Origin of the sequence: Solibacillus cecembensis, from assembly GCF_050272495.1 — a bacterium.
GTDB lineage: Bacteria > Bacillota > Bacilli > Bacillales_A > Planococcaceae > Solibacillus > Solibacillus cecembensis.
In genome coordinates this window covers 40,298-61,569 of the sequence record NZ_JBNNMF010000018.1, presented here as the reverse complement: position 1 = coordinate 61,569, position 21,272 = coordinate 40,298, and the positions used below count along the sequence as shown (strand labels likewise).

Below are 21,272 nucleotides of genomic sequence, written 5' to 3'. Positions count from 1 at the left end.
TTTATTGGGAGGCTGATATAATGTTTTTAAAGCCAGTTATGACTAAATTCAGCAATAAATACGGAAATAATAGATGGTTAGTTAAAAGTATTAAGTTACAGAGGATTGTATATTTATACAGCGATTTAGAATATGCTAATTGGCTAAAATTAGAAAATGATCCTAACGTGAAATATTTTTGTGAGCAACCTCTACGAATAGAATCTAAAGATAATAATGGGAAATATTATGAATCTATTCCTGATATGTACGTCTTATATAAAAACGGTATCGAGGTTATTCAGGAAGTAAAATATGAAGGGGATTTACTGAAGGAAAGAGTCATTAAGCAAGTAGAAATTCAGAAAGACGGGTGTATGAAAAATAATTATAAGCATGAAGTGGTTACTGAAAAATCATTATCTCAAAGCGCTCTATTATTATCTAATTTAAAACTTTTGTCTAAGTATGGGATTTTAGAAACTTCATACTTTCTCGATGAGGTAAAGAAGCATCTTTCATCCACACCTAAAACACTAGGACAAACTTCAAACGAAATGGGATTAGATTTTTCTGAAGTAGCAGACCAGTTTTTTTCACTAATAAAAAATCAAGATATAAGCGCAAATATTAAAGATCTTTTTTTAGGCCCTTTAACGGAGGTATGGATTGATGAAGCGAAAATATCTGGAGAAGTTTGATATTGAACCTGAATTTTTGAATCCTTTAAATTGGAATGAGCTTTATATAATGGACTTACCGGCTGAAGAACAACGTGAAATAATAAAGAAAAAAGAAGCAATAGATTTATTTTTACAAAGTGACCTAAGTGTTAAAAATATCGTCCTTCAAACAGGAATTCCAAAAAGTGAAATATATAGGCTACTGAAACGATGTTTAATATTAAAAAATGATACGGAAGTTTATGGTTATGCAGGCTTGTTAAATAACCTAAGAGTAAAACCTTATATAACTACTAATTACGAAAATAGTAATTCTGGAAATTTCAATAAACTTCTTGATGATTATCCTGAATTACATGAGTTTTTATTTGAAGAATACTTTAACACAAATAAAGATAAGGTGCGGGAAAAAAAGCAATCTGTTAAAAATATTCATAAGCGATTCATCCACAAATGCCAAGAAATAGGTATCAAAGAAGCTCAATACCCGTTAAACACAACTAGTATGGCATTTAAATCTGTTGAGAGATATTTAAAAGAATTATTAAAAATTAATAGTAGCTTAGGCACAAAATTATCAGGAAAAGAAGCCGTAGCCTTAGCCAAAAATACGAACAATTCTAGTAATGCACATACAGAAATTATTCGCCCTTTCGAAAGGGTGGAATTTGATGCACATACAATAGATGCAATATTCTCGATTATCACATACACACCACAGGGAGATAAAATCATTACCGTGATGAATAGGCTATGGCTCTTAGCTGTAGTAGACGTCGCCTCTAGAGCGATAATTGGTTACCATATTTGTTATAACAACAACAATTATTCTTCCGATGAAGTAATAAAATGTTTTAAGAAATGTCTGTTACCTTGGAAACCTCGAAAATTAGAAATTCCGACTCTTCAATACAATACAGGAGATGGATTCCCATCCTATTTGATTGATGCTGCTAAATACGGTATTTGGGATGAAATATGTTTCGACAATGCTAAATCTCATTTATCTGCTAAAATTTTAAATCATTTAACTGAACTAAATTGCGCTGTTAACTTTGGACCGGTAGCAACTCCTACAAGGAGAAGTATTATAGAAAGGTTTTTTAAAACACTAGAATACAATGGTTTTCATCGTCTCCCATCAACAACAGGGAGTAATGTTTTAGACCCTAAAAGAGATAACGCTGAAGAAAACGCTGTGATTTATGAAATAACAGTGGATCATTTAGAAGAAATTATGGATTTAGTAATTGCTAATTATAATAATACCGCTCATTCAGCTAACCATGGCTTCACCCCACTAGAAATCATACAAAGTCGTACAGAACGAGGTATGTTTATACGAAAATTGCCTAATTATAAGCGAACAGCAATGAATCTTTTTCCTATAGAAGAAAAGGTTAAAGTCCAAGGGAATATCCATAAAGGGATAAATCCTTATATTTTTTATAAATATGTACGTTACAGTAGTGAAAAGCTAAACAACGATAAATCTATGATTGGCGAAAGGTTAACATTAGTTATAGACGAAGATAATATTCAAACTATACGTGCCTATAAAAATGATGGGACTCTTTATGATACACTAACCGCAAAAGGATTTTGGGGTAAAATTCCTAATAGCGTAAAGATTAGACAAATGATTATGCAACATAAATATAAAAAAGACTTTGCTGATATCCATCACAAAGATCCTATGAGTTCATATCTTGATCATCTTTCCACATTATCTTTAACAGATAAAAAAGCTAAAATAAAATTGCGTGAAATAATGCGTTATATAAAAGAGCATAATATTAATGTAATAATTGAAAAACAGCGACTTGTTAATGAAAAAATTCAAGAGAATCAAAAAGAGTTACAAGAAAATACTATAAAGAAAATAGAAGATAAATTAGCTAACAGAAAAAAAGAAGAGCCTACTATTGATGTGTCTGAAAACTTAAATCAAGAAGATTCGAAATTCCATTTAACAGAACATTACGAAATTAATGACAGGCATAAAAATATAATACGTAATTCCAGATTTACTGTGGGAAGTAAAAGAAAATCAACGCCATCCGAGGAGGACTAAATATGCAATCTGATGATAAGCTATTAGAAATTCACCCTTTAATCCAAAGAAATTATTGTGCGTGCAGTAGACAAATAGCTGATGCAGCTGCACTAATTTATAGTTGGGTAGAAATGGCTATTCCCGGTGCTATTATTTATGCGAAACCGAGAATGGGGAAATCTAGATTAATCCAATTCATTCAAGAAAATTTTTCGTTAGATTTTGGTAAAAATATTCCTATATATTCAATTGAATGGACTAGCCACTCTCCTAAAGAAAATACCTTTTTTGAGATTTTATTAGATAAGTTCAATCATGATATTCCATTTGAAGGGCGTGCCATTGAAAAAAGAAAACGCCTTCGCAATCATATTATAACTATCGTATCAGAGAGCAAACAAAATAAAATCATAATATTTATTGATGAAGCGCACCGTCTGAAAAAGCTAGAGTATGAGTGGCTACTAGATACTTATAATGATTTAGAAAGACATGGGATTATACTTATTACATTTTTAGTAGCGGAAGATAAAATTCTTCGTACTTTTAATGAACTGAGAGCAAAAAAAGAAATGCAAATTATAGGTAGATTCATGACCGAAACATACCGTTTTACCGGACTTATGCAAATAAATGATTTCAAATTTCTCTTGAATGAATTTGATAACAATTTAAAATTTCCACAAGATAGTGATTTGACCTATACAAAATTCTTCTTTAAAGAGCAATATGAACAAGGTTTTAGACTTAGTAATTACCTTAATCAATTAATTGAAGCATTAAAATTCATACAGTATAAGTACAATATTTCTGAGTATAAAGAAGTACCTGGAATGTACGCAGTTCGTTGTATTGAAGAAATCTTAAAAACTCACGGAAGATTTGGTACAAATGTTAATGAATTAAATACACAACATTGGATAAATGCATTAGAAAGTTGTGGATATATTTCTGGTAGTAATAGTGTAGACAATGAAAAAGTGATTGATGCTTCCTACCGTAAGGATTTGTAAAAAAGAATTTTATAAAATTTCTATAGGCGATTAAATATAATTGAGAGGTGATTTCAACGTATACGTATACATGGAAATCTAATTGGATAAGTAATGATGAGTCTTTGTGGGGAATAGTTGAAAAATTTAAATTAGCAAATAGCATTACAGGTGAAAGTTTCTTCAACACATTTAGTATTAGTCATAACTCTAAATTTTCTAAGAATTTGGAAGGTCAATCCTCACTATATAATTTTAGGCATCTAGATGTTACAAAATTAAATAGTATTTTCGGAATTGATTTTGAACATTATTCTAATAACTTCTTGAATAAATTAAATATTTCTAATTTAAATATTCCTATATTTCATAAAGAACTATTTTTCTGTGAAAAATGTTTATCAAATTCATATCATAGTATATTCCATCAGTTAATAGTTGTTGAATTTTGTCCGTACCATCCAGATATAAAAATAACTAATTTATGTCCCTCATGCAGTGAGAATTTTAGGTACTATAACATAGGTTCATTCGAGAAAGCGTTTTGTTGTGAAAATTGTGGTTTTTCTGTTAATGATGATTTATTTTCAATGAAAATAAAAAAATGGGTAATTTATCCTCGAATTGTTGCGCCAGTCTATAAGTTTTTAAATATTAAAGGGGTAGGAACATACGGATTTCATTTTATATTTGTAAATCGGATTAAGAAGGATGCTAGAAAATTTTCATACACTAAAACATTAGAATTATTAAACGAAGACTTTGAGAATTTAAAGAAACCTTTTTGTAAAGATAAAACTAGTGAATTTCAACTTAGATATTCAAATGGAATGAATATTAACCGGTGTTATAATTTCAAGGAAATCATGCCCGGCAACTCACGATTTGTACCTTTTTTTATTGATAAATATTTAGACTTACTTTTATTTAATCAATCAAAAGCCATTTTAAAATCAGTGGAGAAATATATTTTAAAAAAATTTAATAAAAAAGTGGTTCGTTCGTTAAAAAAAAGCTATGGACCTACAGGCTACCTTGAAGAAAAAGCACTTAATTCGCCTTTTATAGTTTGGAAAAATGAATGCTATGGAAAATGGATTTATGACATTAAATACGGGGATTATAAAAAATTTGATCAAAAGAATTCAGCTAATAAATATGAAAAGCAAATTTTTCCTTATTTATATTATGCAGATGATTTTAGACAAGACCTAATGGAAATAACCCCAAAAATAGATTCATTTTCTTTAATATTTAATCTGTTTAGTAAATTATTATTTGTATATCTTTATGACCGTTATTTAGAAATTAAAAATACTTTCGCGATAGCAGATTTTGAGATAATTTCTACCCATGTAATAGTTAATCATAAAAATAAATATATATTTATTTAAATTAGATGAATGTTCCGGCCTAAAAAACTAAGAGCGCGCTAAATTAAGTCATTTGATATGGAAGCATGGGGATTACTTCCCGCAGAATAAAAGCACTATATGTTCAACAACGTATTATCTTTTGCATTTATTACTTCATATTCATCATTATTTCCAATTTGTTTACTCATTTAAATAACCACCTTTTATATACTATAAATTCCTATTACAAAGTATATTTACCTGCATTTAATCCAAAAATTTTAATAAATACAAATGATATGAATTAATAAATTTGAACCAAATATAAATTTTACCTTTTTTGTAAAAATGATATATTGAAGATACAAAAAGAAAGCAGGTGTTTAAATGATTAATGAAGATTTGATTTATTTTAATGAATTAGCCGAGCATCGTGCGCGTATAGCGGTTACATTGGATGATCCCGCTGTCGAAGGTTTTAAAAGAGCTGTTGTAGAAAAATATTCCGATCAGGCTCATTTTATTTACGAGCTATTGCAAAATGCTGATGACGCTTATGCTACAGAGGTACATTTTGAACTACACAAACATCAACTTGTGTTTGTTCACAATGGAACTCGTCGCTTTACTATTTCAGATCAAAAGAAAGAAAAGCAAGATAAAGAAAATGGTAAATTGGGAGATTTAAACGCAATTACATCTATTGGTAATTCAAGCAAAGAAAAAGCCTCGATAGGAAAGTTTGGTATAGGCTTTAAATCAGTTTTTCAATATACGTTAACACCACATATATATGATCCAGGTATCGCATTTAAAATTCATAGCTTTATCGTTCCAGAGCGACTACTATATGATTATCCAGGACGTGGTAATCAACAAACAGTATTTGTGTTCCCTTTTGATCATACAGATCGCTCTGAGGATGTGGCATTTTTAGACATTGCAGAAAAGCTACGCACATTAAATTATCCGGTATTATTTTTACAAAATTTATTGAAAGTTACATTTAGTATTTTAGGTGAAGAAGGGCTGTATGAAAAGAGTGTGTCATCTGAAGTAGTAGTTGACCAAACGCGGCAGCAATTTATTACAATAACTCAAAATGATACAAAGACAGTGAATAAAGAGAAATTATGGCTTTTTTCACGAACGACAAGCGACAAATTAACCTACTCTGTAGGTTATTTCATAGGAGAAGAAGGGCAACTTATTCAAAAGAAATGTCCAGCATTTTGCTTCTTTTCAACTAGAGAGACGACAAACTTGAACTTTGTAATTCATGCACCGTTTTTATTAACGGATAGCCGTGAAGGCATCCAAGCATCACAAGAACATAATCGCACTATGGTTCAATTATTAGCGAACCTATCTGCAGATAGTTTAGTGTGTTTACGCAATATTGGTATAAAACAGCAGCACTATCTTATTACAGACAATATTTTTGATATTATTCCTTATAAACCATCCGATTTTACTGATATTTCTGACCGTAACAGTATTTCATTTAAGCCGTTTTATGACACAATTATCAATAAAATGAAAATTGAATATTTACTTCCAACAAAGGATGGCTATACAAATCGAGAAAAGGCCTATTGGGCAAATGTAGCACAGCTTACAGAAATTTTCCCATTAGAACAACTTGCACAACTTACTGGGGATGAAGAAGCACAATGGGTATTTATATCCTCCAGTCGTCAAGAAAGTGAGCTAATAAAGTACATAAATGAAATTACCTGTCTGCAACTTACAGAAGAGAAGATTTTTAATGGCTGGCCGTCTAATAATTCTACAAGGATACCTGGTATAACGAAGGACTTTATCAAAAAACAACCTATTGAATGGTTAACTATATTTTATGATTGGATTTTAAAAGTCGAAGGAAGAACTAACCGTATTAAAAGTAAGCCTATATTTTTAAATCAAACGCGTCAGGCAGTTTCAGCTAAAGATGAAACTGATAAAGTCATTTTATTTTTCCCTACTGAAACAAAGGGATATACAACCGTGTGGCCCGAATTGCTCGGAAGTGAGCGAGCAGTAGCTCTATTAACACAGCTCGGTGTACAGCAACCAACACTATATGATGAAATTTACAATCAGATTTTTCCTATCTATAAACAGGGGGGGAAAATAGTGACCCAAACCCATTTCAAAAAATTCTTTGAATACTATACACAGTGTCCAAAAATAGAAAGTGAAAAATTGATTAATCAAATTAAAGACCTAGAATTTATTAGAGGTAGTGCCTTAAATTCAGAGGAAGTCCTTCGATATGTAGCAAAGAATCTGTATTTGCCAACGGAGCATCTAACAAAATGGTTTCAGAATAAGAAGGAAACTGTATTCGTGAAGCTAGATGATTATGTAAAGCTTGTAGGTGAACAAAATAAGGAACAGCTTATTCGATTTTTAAAGGATTTAGGTGTAAATGACGAGGCTAGACTTCTAAAACATGAACCTGATTCACAGCAGCTATCGAAATTGAACATTGAATGGCCATATTCAAAGTATAAAAAAACTTGGACAGAATATTTTTTAGATGGTAGTAAAGAAAATATCGAGGCAGTTATAAAAAATAATGATAAACAACTCTCATTGTTATTATGGGAACAATTCGTTAAGTTTTCTCATCTATCTAATAGTTACAATAAATTCAAATCTATTATTACTGGTCGATGTGATTATTTTTACTATTCACAATATACAGAGACATATAATTCATCTGAAATTTTAAACCTTCGCCAAAAGGAATGGTTATTTGATGAAAACGGCAATAGATCAGCTCCACAAGATATAAAAGTAGAGAAGTTAGATAAACAGTACAATGTAAACTCAGCAGCTGCACAAGAGCTATTAAAAGATTTAGGAATTCAATATAAATTTAATGAGAAGGCTTATAGTGACTTAGATGAAGAAGCTCAAAAAAAGCTTCGATTAGGTCATCTTATTTCAGATATTCCTGAAGAAGATTTGAAACGTCTGATTGAGCAATATCATGCAAATAAGCAAAATAGCCAACAGTTAATAACAGCTTTGTCGCAAACTGAGGAAGAACCACAAACAATAGAGGAACGTCTAGCAAGGGAAATTGGGAAGCTAGCTACTTCTACTAAAGGCGAAAGTAGCACTGAGAGCGAAGTTGACGATAGGGAACTAGAAGACGAGGATACTTATATAAAGCCTAGCGTAAATTTCCAGGATAAAATTGAACGTGCAAAAGAACAAAGTGCAAATGAAATTGCACGTATAGCCCATTTAAATAAGCTCACTGAAAAAGCAATGTCACATTCTAAATATAGTTTCGGGTGGTTTAAAGCGCTATTAGATTTAGAGGCATACAATAAAAAAGAAAGTGCAGCAAAATATGAAATTTCGATAGGGTTTGCAAAGGTAGAAAAAGAGGAGCATACTTCACGTATTTTAATTTTAACGCACCCAACACATTCTATTCCTCATTCTCTCGAAGACTTAGCAGATATTCCACTTGATTTATATTTTATAAATGGCAAAAAAATAAGAATGATGATTGAAGTAGTTAATGTAAAATCATATATATTACGTGCAAAGCTAAAGTCAGACGAGCAAATAGAGCATATTGATTTATCGTTAGTACGAGAGGCGAAAATCGAGGCGAAAAATCCCATCTTTCTTATGAAGGCTCTTCAAAAGGCGTTCCGCAGTTTGCCATTAGAAGAAGATTTTGATATGAAGCAAAATTTATCTAGTGATATTGAATTTGTATTCGGACCGCCTGGGACTGGAAAAACGACATATTTAGCGAAGGATTTAATTTTACCGTTAATTCAAAAGGAAAGTCCAAAAATTTTAGTACTCACTCCAACAAATAAGGCAGCGGATGTTCTTGTACGTCGACTAATGGATATAGACGAGCAGCAAAATTACAAACAATGGCTTGTGCGATTCGGTGCAACAAATGATCCTATTATTGAACGAAATGGTGTATTTTATGACAAAACGGTCGATATCGAGGCATTTACTAAAAATGTAACCGTCACAACGATTGCGCGTTTTCCTTATGATCATTTTATTTCTGATGATGGTACACTTGTACGTTTAAGTGAAGTGGACTGGGATTATATTATGATGGATGAGGCCTCTATGATACCGCTAGCTGATATTATGTACCCACTTTATAAAAAGAAGCCTAAAAAATTTATTATTGCAGGTGACCCATTCCAAATTGAGCCGATTACAACAGTTGACTTATGGAAGAATGAAAATATATATACAACGGTACAACTGAAATCCTTTGAAAATCCTGTAACAGTACCGCATGCATATAAAGTGATTTTATTAACGACGCAATATCGTAGTGTACCAGAAATTGGATCCTTATTTAGTCAGTTTGCATACGACAGTGCATTAAGCCATCACCGCACAGTGGCGAATCCAGAAAATACAATCATTGCGGACAAACTACAGCTACAGCCTTTAACGTTTGTTAAGTTTCCTGTAAGTAAACACGAAAGTATCTACACTCCAAAACGTTTGCAAAATAGAAGTAGCTATCATATTTATGCGGCGTTATTTACATTTGAGTATGTCAAAAATCTTTCAGCCGCAATTGAGCAGCGTGATGAGCCGCTTCGCTTAGGTATTATTACACCATATCATGCACAGGCAGAGTTACTTGATAAGTTAATCGCTTCATATGCTTTCCCAGACTCAATAGATATACAGGCTGGAACGATTCATGGCTTTCAGGGGGATGAATGTGATTTCGTTATTACGTTGTTTAATTCTCCTCCATCAAATTTGCAATCGAAGGAAATGTTTTTAAATAAACTTAACATTATTAATGTTGCGATTAGTCGAGCGCGTGATTATTTAATCGTTGTGATGCCGGACAACGCCACAGAAAATGTAGATTCTTTAACGATGATAAAGCGACTTGAATCACTAAGCAAGTCACAGCAAAATTATGTAGAGTACCATGCCAAGGAGATTGAAAAAAGTATTTTCGGCAGCGAAACTTATTTAGAGGATAATTCATTTTCTACAAGTCATCAACTTGTAAATGTGTACGGCAAACCTGAAAAGAAATATGAAATCCGTAGTGAGACAAGTGCAATTGATTTACAAATTTACGAGTAATTTAATAGTGTTAATAAAATAAAAATTAAATGAGATTAGTAACTCTTTAATCGTTAAAAATGACAAATGTTGTTATATCAACCTTTGTCATTTTTTTGTGGAACATTATATACTTTTTGGGAAAAAGAAAAAATCACTTGTCTATAAAACCAAAAATTTCATCAATAAGCTTTATGATTAATTTTAACTCTTCCTGTGACCTCCCATTCAACTTCTCATTTATTAATAATAACAATTCATGTTTCTCCATATAATCATCCTCTATCTTTAAATTTTCAAGTCTAATTATCTTTGAAGGAGATTCTCCAAGCCCAGCAGCAATTTTTTCAAGCGATTGTAATGTTATATTACGTCGGCCTCTCTCTACATCTGCCAAATAGGTTGGCTGCATCTCACAAATTTCTGCTAACTGCTCTCTTGTTAATCCTTTTTCTGACCTTATTGATTTAATATTAGCTCCTACCATTTTTAATAACCCGTTCATTTAATCACCTCATCTTTAAGGTTATGTGAGGTGTTAAATACATTAAAGCCACTTATAAGTGTAAAATATTTGTTTTTTACACTTATAAGTATTATATTATTGATTAATATTTGTAAAGGAGAAAATGATTTTGATTAATAAATTAGGTACCAATATAGCAATTGAAAACGTTGTTCAGTCTAAAATGCGCGGCAGAGTGTTCTATCTAGGAGGAATATCATCACATGTTGCCGTTAGTTTCGCTTTTTCAAAGCTATACAACGATCCTTCTGGAAAGGGTTATCAAAGACCAGTTAGTAAAAAGCGGGCAGCTGATTTTGCTGATTATTTATCTACAGGTGAGGGAGCGCTATATACCCCAATTCTGCTTAATGCGGGAGGAAATTGGGAGTTTCATTCATACGATAAAGCTCGCCCTTCATTCGGTCGATTAATTTGTAAACAAAAAGCTACAATTATGGATGGCCAGCATCGACTAGAAGGTATTAAAAACTACATTGAGGAAACTGGAACAACTTTAAACGTCCCATTTTTGGCTTTTCATTATTTAGATGAAGATGAAGAAATACGTCTTTTTGACACTATCAATACTAAAGCTAAGGGACTTGGAACATCTTTAAGTAGATATCTAAATAGAGAGAATGACGATTTGAGTTGGGTGGCAACTAATCTAATACTGAAGCCAGAAAGCCCTTTTTTCTCGAAAGGAACGCTAACCGGACTACGAACTAAGGAACGAAATATTACACTTCAAAATTTATATAACCTAGTTCATTTGCTGACTAAGAAATCTGCTTTAGCTAAATTATCAAAAGAAAAGAAAATGAATTTAGCTCTTTTTTATTTCAATTTAATAAAAGAACTTTTTCCAGATGAATGGGCTGATAATACATTTTATAGAATGACTCATATTACTTGTCTAAATGCGCTTGCTATAGCTGGGAATACGATCATTAACGAAAACTACTTAGAGAAATCACAGCAACCAGATGCAGTCAAATTAGCTGGGAAGTTATCTAACTTAGATAAGGTTGATTGGTCTTCGATAGGGGATTTGAAATATTTAAAGGGAATGGCTGGATCAAAAATGTTAGCAGCGGATATTTTGAATTGCTTAGATAAATAATTTTAAAGCGAAGTTGGTTGATTATTTTAATTCGACCAGCTTCGCTTTGATTTTCTACCAAAGTTTAAAGCAGGGGTGATAGACGTGACAACATGGTCAAATAATTGGATATCTGCTAATGATTCATTTTGGTCAATACTCATGAAATTCAAAGTTGCCAATACTGTAGAAGCCGATTTTATAAAAAAACAATATCTTAAAAGAGACTCTATTTTGTCAAACGATTATTTAGTAACACTTCTACCAACTAATTTTGATTACCTAACTCTTTCAAAACAACTTAACCTGGATTTACTAGGCTATTTTGAAAATCAAATAAATGAATTAGGCATATGTAACATGAATGTAAATACATTTAAAGAGTTATTTGCGGAGCAATTAAGATATTGTCCATCGTGTATAAAGCTCGGTTTCCATATTAATACACATCAATTTAGGCACATACTTTACTGTCCTTTTCATAAACAAGTTGCATTGAAGACAACATGTAGTAAGTGTAATTTGCCTATAGATTTATATAATGCGCTAATCAATCATAAAAATTATTCTTGTAAATGTGGTTACCTATTAACCCAATCAAACGATTTTATAGAGATGAAAAAACACTGGTGTCAAACTGCTCATTGGAACATCAAAGAAAAATTGTTTAGTAAAAATAGCTATATCATCTTAAACAAACGTTTTAAGGCTGCTAACATTAATCCAGAGAGCGACTTTAAAGCCTCTTATATAGTTAATAACATTTCCTCTAAAAAAGGGATAGAAGACCTTCTAAGCGTTTATAAATGTTTTCTAAGGCGCATGCGTAAGCAATGTAAGCTGAAATGCTTTAAAAAGCATTTTAAACTAGGCATAGTTGCAAAATTATGTACAAGGTGTAGAGCCTACATCAAATTGAGAATGGAGCTAGAGCAATTGGCTAACGACTGGGACATTTATTATCGAAATAAAGATATAACTTTGAATCCTTCTCTTTATATTTTTTCTGCTCCGAAACAGTTAGGTGACATTCAATTGCAGTTGAAATTGCCTTACATTTCTGAATTAGCCATTTTCAACATTCAAATTTATGCGTTATTTTATATGGTTTCTAATACTTTTGATAAATGGTTAGCCTTTCAAAATAAACAATTTTCTTATGAAGAACATCAATTATGTTTTATCATTAGCACAGTAACTAAGCAGAAGTTGAAGTTCACAATTCAAACAGTGACATAATCCCCTTTAAAATAAAGGGAATTATAATGTATATTGCTTCCAAAATAGGTATAATAGAATACAAATATCTATTTCAGGGAGGCAATTCAATGAAAATAATAAAATGACAGATTTAGAATTAGAAGCAATATATAGCACCGTTAAATAGATTATTAAAGCAATATTATTACTAATAATTATAGAAAAGTGGGTACTATCTATATGTTAATTTCTAAAGCGTCAATCTACGGCTATAAAAGTTTAAAACAAGTTAACCTAGAATTTAATAGACTAGTAATCTTTATAGGAGAAAACAACAGCGGTAAAAGTAATTTATTGAGAGCTATTACATTACCATTCGTAAACAATGAAATTGGCGTTGTAAACAAAAATCTAGGCTGGCATGAGATTAACAACGACCTTAAAAGAGAATACTTTAATTTTATTGAGGCTAATATAGATAGAATCAAAAATGAGGAACTTTCTGTCGAGAAATTTCAAAAACATATACCATATGTTTCTGTTAAAGTAACATTTACCCCCGAAGGACATGATACGTATTTTGTTCATAAATGGGTAAGTTCAACTGAACCTAATATTTCATATGAGATTGAATATCGTTACTATATTACAAATCCTCAAGAGTTACTCCAACATGTAAAACAAATTTTAGCTACTAAAACAGCAGAAGAAATTAAAAATATTCAGATGAACTTGCTGCCAATTGAAATGTATCAATATTCGATTAATATTCCATCTATTAATGAGCCTGTAGCGTTTAATGATCTATTGAATTTTAAATATGACTCGCTTTCAGCTGAGCGTGACGATTTCTCTAATAAAGCGCAGCTAGGTTCGCAAGCATTAGTGAAGCTGTTGCACAATAAATTAGGCAATGAGCAAAAAGTTAAAGTTGAAGAATCTTATGGGACTTTCTTTAATGAATTAAAAACCGTTAGTGAGTTAGATAACGTATTTAATTGGCAAGAAACATCTGATATAGAAAATGCTAAAGATTTTTTCAGCAAAATCACTCTAATGCCTAACATGCCTAGTATAAGCTCTTTGTTAAACAACGTGAAATTAGGGATTGGTGACGAGTATCTTCATACACAGGGGTTAGGCTACAGAAACCTAGTCTATTTATTAGTAATGATTAATTCGTTGGAAATCAATAAAGACATTGCATTGAATATCTTAACTTTAGAAGAACCTGAAGCACATCTTTGCATAAATAATGAGCGCTTATTAGCAAGCTTCATCAACAACATAATATCTAAAACCAGCAAAACACAACTATTCCTGTCAACTCATAGTTCGGAATTTTTAAATAAGTTAGAACTTGAAAACGTTACCGTAGTTAAAGAAGGACAAGCTTTTTCATTAAAATCTGTAGCCGAACAGAAGGATCTAAATTATTTATCCAAAAAGTTCAATTTAGATTTTTTGAAATTTTTATATTCTCGTAAATGTATATTAGTCGAAGGGCCGAGCGAGGAAATGTTAATTAAATCTTATTTGCACCACCAACAAAATTCTCTAAGTGATATTGAGGTCTTATGCATACATAAGGGATTTACTACAATGTTGGATATTTGGTTAAAAGTTAATTCAGATACAAGCCATCGAATAGGTATAATTAGAGATTTTGACAATCAACCTAAAGCAAAAAAACGACATGAAAAGTATAACGATTACGCAAATATATTGGTTACAACAACTACCGAATATACATTAGAGCCAGAGTTTGTTAAAACAGAGGGAAATTACTCCAAGTTAGAAGCTTATTTTAAAGAAGTACATGGTTGGACAGACATAGAAACCTCAGACAAACTTTCCGACAAGTGGAGAACTGCTAAAACTGATACTATGCTAAGGTTTTGCCAAGACATTGGTACAGATTATTTAAAAGATATAGATCTACCTAAACATATTGCCGCTGTCCTAAAATTCCTTCAGAGTGGTGTTAAAGAATGAAGATTATAGTTGCAGGAGCTGGAGCAGGGAAGACAACTTCAATGGCTACAGAAGTAATAGAAAGATACCGTCAACTTACTGATAGCAAAATAATCTATGTTATTACTTACACAAACGCAGCAAAGGATCATATTAAAAATAAGCTTACCGAAGAACTTGGAGCCATACCTAGTAATATTAAAGTCGAAACATCACATGCCTTTTTACTTCACGAATTAATTATTCCATTCCATAGATTATTGTATGAGACGCATTTTTCTTCCGTTTCATTATTAAATTTACCTACAGAACCAATCTACAAAGCAAGAAAATTACAAGAATTACACAAGCAAAACATTATCCATGTTGATGAAGTAACGAAAACCGCTAAGTATGTATTATGCGGTAAATCAAACGATAAAATAAGGATTAAGCAAATGCGCGAGAAAATAATAAATATCCTCCGTAATTATCTGGATTCTATTTTTATGGACGAAGCACAGGATATGGACGAGCATTTATCACAAATAGTACAGAAATTAGATGCATCAGGATTTCATTTGCATTTGGTAGGGGATCCTAAACAAGATTTAAGAGGATATCAACAATTCAGAGCGCTAATTAAGGCAAATGATAGCTCAGTCGTATATTTGAATCAAAATCACAGATGCCCGGATTCTCATATCATGTTGGCAAACCAATATACTACCGAAAAAGAACGTCAGCAGCTTTCACATAAGAATAAAGGTGTTCTCAATCTAGTTTATGAAAGTACGACCGATTTAAATGTCTTATTAAATGATCCGAAATGGGATTACAAATACATTTCAAAAAAGCAATCTTGCTATCAGACTGGTACAGATAAAGACGAAAAGCCATTGGATTCGTTAAGATATGAATTGAAACTAGTAGTCAAAAAATCTGCAGTCAAACAATTTAGTTTAGAGCAAAAAGTTTATATTTTAGAGAAATGGATTCTAAAAAAATTAAGCTCGTTTGATAATCAAAGTATCATGGCCCACATAAGCCATTCGTTGGTCTTTAAATTCAACAAAGGCGAAATGCGTCGATTGGATTCAGCAATCGAGTTAAATCGCTTAGAAAAGAAGCTAGAGGGTTTTTTAGTGCATTCTATTGATAAGGTAAAAGGGCTAGAAGGAGAAAGATGCCTTTTTATTTTGACTACCGACTTATCAGATTATCTTTTTAAGATAAAAACTGAGCAGAATAAGATGATGAACTACTTATATGTTGCGTTGACACGTTCTAAAAAAGATTTAACAATCCTGATTACAAAAGAAGTAGAAAAAAAATACGGCGCAGGCTTTATTTCTAATTGGTATACTTAAATTTTTTTGTTAATGAGAATATAGTTACTAATACTATTAATGGCTAACTATTAATCAAAATCTATGTTTTAACTACAAGAATTTTAGGAGTGAGAGAATGAATCTATCTTTCGAACGTTTATTTGATGAAGCATTAGAAAACATAATTGAGCAATATGAAAAAGAAGGAAAGACTTTATCCGAAGAAATATTGACACAAGCTATTCAAAATTCCCTTGAAGATGATTTATTCGAAAATATTGCTGAGGATTTTTATCAAATTTTGAAAAATAATATATATGAACCATTGGAATCAGAAAGGCTATTACATACTGAATTTAGATCACGTATTAAACAACGTTGGCTAAAGCCTTTAGCATTATTTAATGGTTTAATTATAATTGCTGAAGAAATTTGCACTAACGATATAAATAAGTCAAATGAAATCAAGGTATTAGATGAGAATACCTTAGAACATACTTTGAAATATTATACAATCATGAAATTACTCGCAAAACAAATTCTTTTAGCAAAGGAAATAATTTATCTTTTGGAGGGAGGCTTTGCTGATGCAGCACTTTCTCGTTGGCGTACTGCCCATGAAACAAAAATTATTCTGTTGATATTTTTAAAATATTTTGATGATGAAGAACTTTTGAAAGAGCTTTTGATTAGATTTAATGATGCCTCAATAATTGAAGAATATAAAGAACTCAAACCATATGGGGAAAATACTTCAGAGGACGAATATTATAAGGATTTAAAAAGTAATTACAAAAAGGTTTTAAACAAATATGGAGATAGTTTTAGATTTGACTATGAATGGGCAAGACCTATATTTAGTAAACTAGGTAGGCGTATTTATTTTAAAGATCTTGAAAAGCATATAAGAATTCATGAAGAAACACTTTCTTTTTATCAAAAAGCGAATTATCAAATACACTCAAGCCCTTTAGGTACATTTGATAGCTTAGGTACAATAGACATTGAAGGTATGGAATCGCCGGCATATGTTTTTGGTCCAAGTAATTTAGGATTAAGAATCCCTGGACAATTAGAAATATTTACTTTGTACGAGGCTATAGTATCGTATCTTAATACGGACCCTTCAATAGACAATTTAATATATATAAAAACATTAGGTAAGTTTATGAATGAAATTTTTAAAGAATTTGAAAAGGTTGAAGATGAAATCATTAATGATGAGCTTAGTCTTCGCGAAGAAGGATAGTTCTACATGGCTTTATAATAGTTCATTTAAACACAACAGATTAAGCTTTGTCAGATTCTATTGTGTTTTTTTAGGACCTTTCCCACCATTACTTTTATTGCACAACACATAAACCTCGAATATCTTTATGTTTGGAAGCATTTTTACTATTACTATATGAAAGTGTAATACAGTTAGAAAATTAACTCCATCTAACGACATACATAAAAAGGTTACGATTATGAGAAATAAATGATCTATAGTATTGGTGGGAAATTACAAAATAGCGTTAATTCAAAGAACTAATGATGACACAGTTTATTACGTTTTTCCTGGTGGTGGAATAGAGCATGAGGAAGCGCCGAAATCAGGTGCGAAAAGAGAAAGGGGGGAAACTATGACAAATAAAATAAGAAGTAACTTATTTTATTTGAAACAATTTGGTTTCAATGATTCACTTTTACAAACTATTTTCCAGTTAAGATTAGACCCCCTAGAAAGTATTTTTAATAATGAAAACGAAATGATTATGGAGATTGAAAGTAAATTTACAGATAAAGATAGAGAATTAGCAAGAAATTATCAAAAATATAAAAATTTTAAATATGAATTATTTAATACGGAAGCATTTTTAAAAGATGGTAGCAGTAAGATTTATTTTAAATATGATCAAAATGAATTGACCGCATTGATTCCAGAAAAAAATATGCCACTTTTTATGTATTCTAAAGGTGATGTTTCACAATTGTCATTAGATAGAAAAAGAGTTGCTATTGTTGGTACTCGTAAGCCATCGGGAAAATCTATTGAATTAACAAAAAAAATAACTCAAGAATACGTTCGCAATAATTATATTATTGTGAGTGGACTAGCTGAGGGCATAGATACGGTCTCACATGCTACTACTCTGGATCTTGGTGGAAAAACGATTGCAGTGTTGCCTACAAATTTCAATAAAATTTATCCAAAAGAAAATCAAGTTGTAGCGGATCTAATATCTGAAAAAGGTTTATTATTAACAGCTATCGGTCCCAAAGAAAACACTTATAAATCAAGCTTTTTAGATAGAAATCAATATGTGGCCAATATTAGTGATTTAATAATAGTTATCGAAACAAACTTAAAAAGTGGCACTATGAATACAATTAGAAATGCATATAAAGCGAACAAAAAGATACTTTTTGTAGATCAAGGTGACGAAGCGATAAATAATAAAATATTTGAATTTGGAGGGGAAATGCTAAATGACAAATAAATTGATTCTAATTTCAAAATTAGTTTTCTTTACTGAAGAAAATGAACTGATTGAGAAAAATTTAAGGATATCTGATTTGTTTAATGATGCGAATGTAATTTTAGCTATTGTAGCTAAACAAAGTACAATTAATATACTAAAAAGTAAATTACCTAAAGAATATAATAAAAAATTAAAATTATTAGATCGTAGTAAAGAAACAAAAGCAAAAATTAAAGATTTGAAAGAAAAAGGTGCAATTATAGGAATGATAGGTATTGTTAATGATGATGCTATATTCTCGTTCCATTGCAAAATCCCATTGTTTAATCCAGAGTCATTGAGTAATAGAGTAACTGTTTCAGAGAAAGTGAAAAAATATGGCTTACCCATATTTGACTTTAAAAACGTAATAGACTGCTTAAAGGCATATGAAATACATAAAGAAAATTACTTTCAAATGATTTTTGGAGACTCATTTAGCGTTATTAGTTTAAATAACGCGAATACACATTATAGACCGGAAGAAGAAGCAAGAGTTAAAAATATATTTGAAACTAATTTAAAGGGTACTGAATCTAGACGTGATCAAAGAATATTACTTCTTTTATTATTCCATCTAATAAACGAAGTAACAACTAATAATTACTACGAGAAGGTAGATTATTGGGGTACCTTTCCTTCTTCTAATCCTCAAAATACATTTACTTCAGTTTCATTCTTAAAGGAAGCTGTTAGAGTAATTCTTAATGGAGGACCTAGAACAGGGCCAGAAATATTAATCAGACATCAACAAATGCAATCTAAACATAGCAGTGGAGCAATTCGTTTGAAAACAAAAAGTAATAGCGATTTCGAAACTTTAATTGTGAATCCAATTTTAAAAAATAGCATAAAGGGGAAAGTAATTTGTATTATTGATGATTATATTACAAATGGCTATTCATCTGAGGCGGTGAAACACGTACTGTTTGCTGCAGGTGCTAAAGAAGTAATATTTCTTTCGTTTGGTAAGTTCGGAAAAAAATACTTTTCAACTAATTATGTAATAGACGGAGACGTATATTCTAAATATTCTTATGAGTTTATAGGGGAAGAACTTTATGAAGGTAATATTGGTAAAGAAAAGTTTTATAATCCTAATAATGATTCAGAAATTTTAAATTTTGCAGAATTGATTTAGAACTATTACTAATAAATTTAACATAAAGATTACTTTAAGACCTATTAACAGTTTAGTTAAATATCAATTACTGTAGCTTTTTAATAAAGTTCGATTAAAAGTAAGTTGCAAACGCTGATTTTATACAGAAAGAAACCAACTGTTTTGAAACAAAGTTTGATCAAAACAGTTGGTTCATTATTTATCTAGTTTGATTTTTATAAAAAAGTTTGATTATTTCGGGATGCGAATATTCAATTAAAGCCTCCGTTAGTTGAATAGGAACAGAGATGCTTATTCAACAATCGCGCCCGATCGTTGTGTACAGATCAATATGAAGAAGCTATTGTAATCACTCTTTTTTTTCTTTTTCGAGAAGGTCAATAATCTTATCAAGTTTATCTTCAAAATTTTTAGAATTGGAGTTCCCCGATTGTTTTAGAATTGAACGAACAACCACCAGTCGTGCCAACAGCACTTCCTAAAAATAATTGGAGAATTGTTTGATTGTAAGCGTCAAATAGCACCCAGCTGTTAAATCAGAGGGGCGCTATTTGACGCTTACTTTTATACCATATCAACTCAATTAATCAACTTAACTATATAAGTTGAATTAAATACTTACAAAAGTGAGCAAAGTTTGCAGTTGCGCCTGCACAGGGAGAATAAGACCCCGCAGGAAGGGCGAGGTATGAGGCATTTTGAAGAGGCTCATAATGAGCGTGTGGCTAGCGCAAATACCTTTAATCTTTTGCTAAACTGCAACTAACAAGTCCATTACTTATGCAAAAGCAGCAAGCAGAGATTAAATGGTTAGAGGAAGTCGATCGCATCAGCAAAGGTCGTTTTGTCACAATTCCTTGGGTAAAGGAAGCAACTGTTGGCAAGGACGGATTACAAAGATTAAAAGGAGAGACGATACAATGAAAATGAGTCCAGAAGGTAAACAATTTATTGAGCAAGTTTTAGCACATGCATAGGGCGCAACACTATGCTTTTACGGTGTAGCAGGGTGCTGTGGTATGAATTTAAGTGCAGAAATTGCCGTAGATACACAAATCGCAGAGCAGTTAACAGACGTAACGTTTCACGCAGAAGAGGAAAAGGTCAGCTAGGTTTAGTATTACTTGGCTACGAGCAAAAGAGCTGCTAATATGCATGTGCATCATTCAAGTACCTTAACTGCTGATTATTTTATAAGCTATGCACAGCTTATGATGAATAGTCGAGAATTATCAGTAGAAGAAACATAACGATATATGGAAGAGTTTTTCTTTAAAGGTAATCCACTTGTTTACGGAGAGTCGACTCGCCAGCAATGTTAACAATCATTTGAACATCTGATTCATTGCAGCTCTTATTAAATTATTTGATTTGGATTTTTTATCCATT

Annotated in this window: 16 protein-coding genes; 14 read left to right on the top strand and 2 right to left on the bottom strand. The window is 31.4% G+C overall.

Annotation, left to right across the window (positions count from 1 at the left end):
• Positions 1 to 20 precede the first annotated feature (20 nt).
• The 5 genes from ACQKIH_RS15830 to ACQKIH_RS15810 all read left to right on the top strand — a co-directional run bounded on the left by ACQKIH_RS15830 (position 21) and on the right by ACQKIH_RS15810 (position 10,183).
• The gene (locus ACQKIH_RS15830) at positions 21 to 680 is read left to right on the top strand and encodes a TnsA endonuclease N-terminal domain-containing protein (RefSeq protein WP_427767763.1); all 660 of its coding nucleotides are present in this window, start codon (positions 21 to 23) and stop codon (positions 678 to 680) included.
• The gene (locus tag ACQKIH_RS15825; RefSeq protein WP_427767761.1) at positions 652 to 2,736 is read left to right on the top strand and encodes a hypothetical protein; all 2,085 of its coding nucleotides are present in this window, start codon (positions 652 to 654) and stop codon (positions 2,734 to 2,736) included. Before ACQKIH_RS15830 ends, ACQKIH_RS15825 begins: the two co-directional genes overlap by 29 nt.
• 2 nt (positions 2,737 to 2,738) lie before the next feature.
• Positions 2,739 to 3,731 (top strand): ATP-binding protein, encoded by a 993-nt coding sequence (locus ACQKIH_RS15820; RefSeq protein WP_427767758.1) that lies wholly within the window; start codon positions 2,739 to 2,741, stop codon positions 3,729 to 3,731.
• Between the two features lie 104 nt (positions 3,732 to 3,835).
• Complete coding sequence (locus tag ACQKIH_RS15815; RefSeq protein WP_427767755.1) at positions 3,836 to 5,104, top strand: hypothetical protein; 1,269 nt, start codon at positions 3,836 to 3,838, stop codon at positions 5,102 to 5,104.
• Positions 5,105 to 5,452: 348 nt separating this feature from the next.
• Positions 5,453 to 10,183: a DEAD/DEAH box helicase gene (locus tag ACQKIH_RS15810; protein ID WP_427767751.1), complete on the top strand. Its 4,731-nt coding sequence runs from the start codon at positions 5,453 to 5,455 to the stop codon at positions 10,181 to 10,183.
• Between the two features lie 133 nt (positions 10,184 to 10,316).
• On the opposite strand, the gene ACQKIH_RS15805 is transcribed toward ACQKIH_RS15810, so the two are convergent.
• Positions 10,317 to 10,667, bottom strand: a complete 351-nt coding sequence (locus ACQKIH_RS15805; RefSeq protein ID WP_427767749.1) for a helix-turn-helix domain-containing protein — start codon at positions 10,665 to 10,667, stop codon at positions 10,317 to 10,319.
• Between the two features lie 130 nt (positions 10,668 to 10,797).
• Here ACQKIH_RS15805 and ACQKIH_RS15800 point away from each other — a divergent pair, with 130 nt between their 5' ends.
• From ACQKIH_RS15800 to ACQKIH_RS15770, 7 genes are all read left to right on the top strand, one after another.
• Positions 10,798 to 11,793, top strand: a complete 996-nt coding sequence (locus ACQKIH_RS15800; RefSeq protein ID WP_427767747.1) for a DGQHR domain-containing protein — start codon at positions 10,798 to 10,800, stop codon at positions 11,791 to 11,793.
• Between the two features lie 84 nt (positions 11,794 to 11,877).
• Positions 11,878 to 13,011, top strand: coding sequence for a hypothetical protein (locus ACQKIH_RS15795; protein WP_427767744.1), 1,134 nt, complete (start codon positions 11,878 to 11,880; stop codon positions 13,009 to 13,011).
• 201 nt (positions 13,012 to 13,212) lie between these two features.
• A complete protein-coding gene (locus tag ACQKIH_RS15790; protein ID WP_427767741.1) occupies positions 13,213 to 14,967 on the top strand; it encodes an ATP-dependent nuclease in 1,755 nt (584 codons plus the stop codon).
• On the top strand, positions 14,964 to 16,295 hold the full coding sequence (locus tag ACQKIH_RS15785; RefSeq protein ID WP_427767738.1) for a UvrD-helicase domain-containing protein: 1,332 nt from the start codon (positions 14,964 to 14,966) through the stop codon (positions 16,293 to 16,295). Before ACQKIH_RS15790 ends, ACQKIH_RS15785 begins: the two co-directional genes overlap by 4 nt.
• Positions 16,296 to 16,392: 97 nt before the next feature.
• Positions 16,393 to 17,505 carry a DUF5677 domain-containing protein gene (locus tag ACQKIH_RS15780; protein ID WP_427767735.1) on the top strand — a complete coding sequence of 371 codons (1,113 nt, stop codon included), beginning with the start codon at positions 16,393 to 16,395 and terminating at the stop codon, positions 17,503 to 17,505.
• Positions 17,506 to 17,752: 247 nt separating this feature from the next.
• Complete coding sequence (locus tag ACQKIH_RS15775) at positions 17,753 to 18,739, top strand: DNA-processing protein DprA (protein WP_427767733.1); 987 nt, start codon at positions 17,753 to 17,755, stop codon at positions 18,737 to 18,739.
• A complete protein-coding gene (locus ACQKIH_RS15770; RefSeq protein WP_427767730.1) occupies positions 18,729 to 19,901 on the top strand; it encodes a phosphoribosyltransferase in 1,173 nt (390 codons plus the stop codon). The genes ACQKIH_RS15775 and ACQKIH_RS15770 overlap by 11 nt, the downstream gene beginning before the upstream one ends.
• Positions 19,902 to 20,232: 331 nt before the next feature.
• Here ACQKIH_RS15770 and ACQKIH_RS15765 read toward each other — a convergent pair whose 3' ends face one another.
• Positions 20,233 to 20,340, bottom strand: a complete 108-nt coding sequence (locus ACQKIH_RS15765) for a DUF4083 family protein (protein WP_427767728.1) — start codon at positions 20,338 to 20,340, stop codon at positions 20,233 to 20,235.
• Between the two features lie 323 nt (positions 20,341 to 20,663).
• Here ACQKIH_RS15765 and ACQKIH_RS15760 point away from each other — a divergent pair, with 323 nt between their 5' ends.
• Both ACQKIH_RS15760 and ACQKIH_RS15755 read left to right on the top strand, forming a co-directional pair.
• Positions 20,664 to 20,807, top strand: coding sequence for a hypothetical protein (locus ACQKIH_RS15760; protein ID WP_427767725.1), 144 nt, complete (start codon positions 20,664 to 20,666; stop codon positions 20,805 to 20,807).
• A 200-nt stretch (positions 20,808 to 21,007) separates the two neighbouring features.
• On the top strand, positions 21,008 to 21,133 hold the full coding sequence (locus tag ACQKIH_RS15755; RefSeq protein ID WP_427767722.1) for a hypothetical protein: 126 nt from the start codon (positions 21,008 to 21,010) through the stop codon (positions 21,131 to 21,133).
• Positions 21,134 to 21,272 lie beyond the last annotated feature (139 nt).

Coding starts and splice junctions, on each gene's coding strand:
- ACQKIH_RS15820 (WP_427767758.1), top strand. CDS start 2,739: ATGCAATCTGATGATAAGCTATTAGAAATTCACCCTTTAATCCAAAGA.
- ACQKIH_RS15830 (WP_427767763.1), top strand. CDS start 21: ATGTTTTTAAAGCCAGTTATGACTAAATTCAGCAATAAATACGGAAAT.
- ACQKIH_RS15825 (WP_427767761.1), top strand. CDS start 652: ATGAAGCGAAAATATCTGGAGAAGTTTGATATTGAACCTGAATTTTTG.
- ACQKIH_RS15760 (WP_427767725.1), top strand. CDS start 20,664: ATGCAAAAGCAGCAAGCAGAGATTAAATGGTTAGAGGAAGTCGATCGC.
- ACQKIH_RS15770 (WP_427767730.1), top strand. CDS start 18,729: ATGACAAATAAATTGATTCTAATTTCAAAATTAGTTTTCTTTACTGAA.
- ACQKIH_RS15810 (WP_427767751.1), top strand. CDS start 5,453: ATGATTAATGAAGATTTGATTTATTTTAATGAATTAGCCGAGCATCGT.
- ACQKIH_RS15805 (WP_427767749.1), bottom strand. CDS start 10,667: ATGAACGGGTTATTAAAAATGGTAGGAGCTAATATTAAATCAATAAGG.
- ACQKIH_RS15780 (WP_427767735.1), top strand. CDS start 16,393: ATGAATCTATCTTTCGAACGTTTATTTGATGAAGCATTAGAAAACATA.
- ACQKIH_RS15790 (WP_427767741.1), top strand. CDS start 13,213: ATGTTAATTTCTAAAGCGTCAATCTACGGCTATAAAAGTTTAAAACAA.
- ACQKIH_RS15785 (WP_427767738.1), top strand. CDS start 14,964: ATGAAGATTATAGTTGCAGGAGCTGGAGCAGGGAAGACAACTTCAATG.